This window comes from Sporolactobacillus putidus, assembly GCF_014647035.1.
GTDB classification, from domain to species: Bacteria; Bacillota; Bacilli; order Bacillales; family Sporolactobacillaceae; genus Sporolactobacillus; species Sporolactobacillus putidus.
On sequence record NZ_BMOK01000040.1, the window covers coordinates 1 to 530 of the forward strand.

1 protein-coding gene is annotated in these 530 nt (G+C 54.5%); it reads right to left on the minus strand.

Annotated features, from left to right (window positions below):
* The coding region (locus IEX81_RS16510; RefSeq protein WP_188805344.1) for a UPF0236 family transposase-like protein at positions 1-455 on the minus strand (455 nt) is incomplete at its 3' end.
* Between the last annotated feature and the right edge of the window lie 75 nt (positions 456-530).

Genomic DNA, 530 nt, shown 5'->3' on the forward strand with positions numbered 1-530 from the left:
AGCTGAACCCGGACAGGCTTCTTTGTGCCACAAAAAACATCTTTAAAATACGATTCACCATAGCCAGGCCCCCCGTCACTATTAGCGACCACTTGAGTCTGAGTGAACCGATAACGTTGTTCGACAGCCGCCTGTGCCTGCGCCCAAAAAGTGTCCAACCCCCGGCTCGTCATCACCGCATAGGGCGCTTTTAAGCGCCGACGCTTCCCATTCTGTACCCAGCCTTCATACAGAATGAAATGTTTCACTTCAATCTGTTGGTGTTTCTTCAATCCACGGACGAACGTCCCGTCTGCCTCCGCAAACAGGAAGGGGGGCTGCCGCTGCCCCTCGAGCTCACCATTCGCTGATTGGGTGACTAAATCCTGATCCTGTTTTTCCTGAGCCTCACCAACGGCCCGGACACAATGCATCACCGTGGTGTGGCTCATTTGAACCGGAGTCCAGGCCTCCAAGGTCTTCACCACTTCCCGGCACGTCATGCGACCAGCCAAAGTCGCCGTTTCAAATTCAACGCGAGGCGAATAGCG